The organism is Variovorax sp. 20P10.2.4, assembly GCF_058244205.1.
Window position 1 is genome coordinate 1 of sequence record NZ_JBZAYE010000853.1, and the last position, 2568, is coordinate 2568.

Genomic DNA, 2568 nt, shown 5'->3' on the forward strand with positions numbered 1-2568 from the left:
ATGCGGTGCCGGCGATCGCGCGCGAGGCCGGCTTCGCGCGCCCGATCCTGCATGGCCTCGCGACCTTCGGCGTGGCGGGCCACGGCATCGTCAAGCGCTGGTGCGACGGCGATCCCGCCGCGCTGCGCGAGATGGGCGGGCGCTTCTCCTCGCCCGTGTTCCCCGGCGAGACGGTGCGGCTCGAACTCTGGCGCGAGGGACCGACCCGCGCCGCCTTCCGCGCCAGCGTGCCCGCGCGCGGCGCCGTGGTCATCGACAACGGCCATCTCGAAACCGCCTGAGGACACACCCGATGAGTGGACTGCTTTCGAAAATCCGCGTGCTCGACCTGAGCCGCGTGCTCTCGGGCCCCTGGGCCACGCAGATGCTCGCCGACTTCGGCGCCGACGTGATCAAGGTCGAACGCCCCGGCATCGGCGACGACGTGCGCCAGCAGGGCGCGCGCCTCAAGGACCGCGCGGGCGGCGAGACGCAGGAGCGCTCGACCTTCCTCGCGCTCAACCGCGGCAAGCGCTCGATCGCCATCGACATGGCCAAGCCCTCGGGCCAGCGGCTGATCCGCCGGCTCGCGGCCTGCGCCGACGTGGTGGTGGAGAACTTCAAGGCCGGCGACCTCGCGCGCTACGGGCTCGACCACGCCTCGCTGGCGCGCGTCAATCCCAAGCTGGTGTATTGCTCGATCAGCGGCTTCGGCCAGTCGGGTCCCTACAGCGCGATGCCGGGGTACGACCTGATCTTCCAGTCGATGAGCGGCGTGATGAGCCTGACCGGCATTCCCGACGGCGAGCCCGGCGCGGGACCGCAGCGCGCGGGCTACCCGGTGTCGGACACCACCGCGGGCTTCTACGCCACCATCGGCATCCTGGCCGCGCTGCACCACCGCGACACGGTCAGCGGCGTGGGCCAGTACATCGACCTCGCGCTGCTCGACGCGCAGGTGGCCGCCACCTCCTCGATGGCGATGAGCTACCTGGTGGCCGGCCAGTTGCCGCAGCGCGTGGGCATCCGCTCGCAGCTGACCTGCCCCTACCAGGACTTCGCCTGCGCCGACGGGCCGATGATGATCGCCGTGGGCAACGACTCGCAGTTCGTCTCGCTCGCGCGCGTGCTCGGCCATCCCGAGTGGCCGGCCGACCCGCGCTTCGCGACCACGCCCGAACGCGTGGCGAACCGCGAGGCGCTGGTTCCGGCGATCGCCGACATCTTGCGCCGGCAGCCGCTCGCCCACTGGCTGCCGCTGCTGCGCGAAGCCAACGTGCCCAGCGGGCCGATCAACGACTTCCGCCAGGTGTTCGACGATCCGCAGATCCGGCATCGCGCGATGGTGCGCGAGATCGAGCATCCGCTGTCGGGCTCGCTGTCGGTGGTGGCCAATCCGCTCAACTTCTCGGCCACGCCGGTCGAGTACAAGCGGCCGCCGCCGCTGCTGGGCCAGCACACGCACGAGGTGCTGCGCGAGCTGCTCGCGGTCGGCGACACCGAACTCGCCGAGCTGGGCGCCGAGGGCGCGATCGCGCAGGGGGAACGGCCATGAGGGCGGTGCTCTGCAAGCAGTTCGGGCCGCCCTCCTCGCTGGTGGTGGAGGAGGTGCCCTCGCCCGTGGCGGGCCCGGGCCGGCTGGTGGTGTCGGTCAAGGCTTGCGGCGTCAACTTTCCCGACACGCTGATCATCCAGGGCCAGTACCAGTTCAAGCCCGAGCTGCCGTTCTCGCCCGGCGGCGAGGTCGCCGGCATCGTCAAGGCGGTGGGCGAAGGCGTCACGCAGTTCAAGCCCGGCGACCGCGTGATCGCCGCCACCACCTGGGGCGGCTATGCCGAGGAAGTGGTGGCCGAGGCCGCGCGCACGCTGCCGATGCCCGATGGCATGGACTTCGCGACCGCCGCGGCCTTCACGCTCACCTACGGCACCTCGCACCATGCGCTGAAGGACCGCGCCGTGCTGCAGCCCGGCGAGACGCTGCTGGTGCTCGGCGCCGCGGGCGGCGTGGGCCTGGCGGCGGTGGAACTCGGCAAGGCGATAGGCGCGCGCGTGATCGCGGCGGCCTCGAGCCCGGCCAAGCTCGCCGTGTGCCGCGACCATGGCGCCGACGAACTGATCGACTACACCGCCGAGGACCTGCGCGAACGCATCAAGGCCCTGACCGGCGGCCGCGGCGTCGACGTGGTCTACGACCCGGTCGGCGGCGACTACAGCGAGCCCGCGCTGCGCGGCATGGCCTGGCGCGGCCGCTTCCTGGTGGTGGGCTTCGCGGCCGGCCGCATCCCGAGCCTGCCGCTGAACCTGCCGCTGCTCAAGGGCTGCGCGGTGCTCGGCGTGTTCTGGGGCGCCTTCACGCGCAACGAGCCCGAGCGCAATGCCGCCAACCTGCGCGAACTGATGCAATGGGTCGGCGACGGGCGGCTGCGGCCGCATGTCTCGGCGCGCTATCCGCTCGAGCGCGCGGCCGATGCGCTCGACGACCTGGTGCAGCGCCGCGTGCACGGCAAGGTCGTGCTGACCACGGAGGACTGAGGCCATGGACAAGGTGCTGGTGGTGGGCGCGCTCGGCGTGGTGGGGCGCGCCGCGAT

Annotated in this window: 3 protein-coding genes; all 3 read left to right on the forward strand. The window is 72.2% G+C overall.

What is annotated here, in order from left to right:
* The coding region (locus tag AC27VN_RS38515; protein WP_490880071.1) for a MaoC/PaaZ C-terminal domain-containing protein at positions 1-281 on the forward strand (281 nt) is incomplete at its 5' end.
* 11 nt (positions 282-292) lie between these two features.
* Entirely contained in the window at positions 293-1534 is a 1242-nt protein-coding gene (locus AC27VN_RS38520; protein WP_490880072.1) for a CaiB/BaiF CoA transferase family protein, read from the forward strand.
* Positions 1531-2511, forward strand: a complete 981-nt coding sequence (locus AC27VN_RS38525; RefSeq protein WP_490880073.1) for an NADPH:quinone oxidoreductase family protein — start codon at positions 1531-1533, stop codon at positions 2509-2511. Before AC27VN_RS38520 ends, AC27VN_RS38525 begins: the two co-directional genes overlap by 4 nt.
* The last annotated feature ends 57 nt before the right edge of the window (positions 2512-2568 follow it).

What these genes read in the sequence shown, in the direction of transcription:
- AC27VN_RS38520 (WP_490880072.1), top strand. Translation starts at nt 293, where the DNA reads ATGAGTGGACTGCTTTCGAAAATCCGCGTGCTCGACCTGAGCCGCGTG.
- AC27VN_RS38525 (WP_490880073.1), top strand. Translation starts at nt 1,531, where the DNA reads ATGAGGGCGGTGCTCTGCAAGCAGTTCGGGCCGCCCTCCTCGCTGGTG.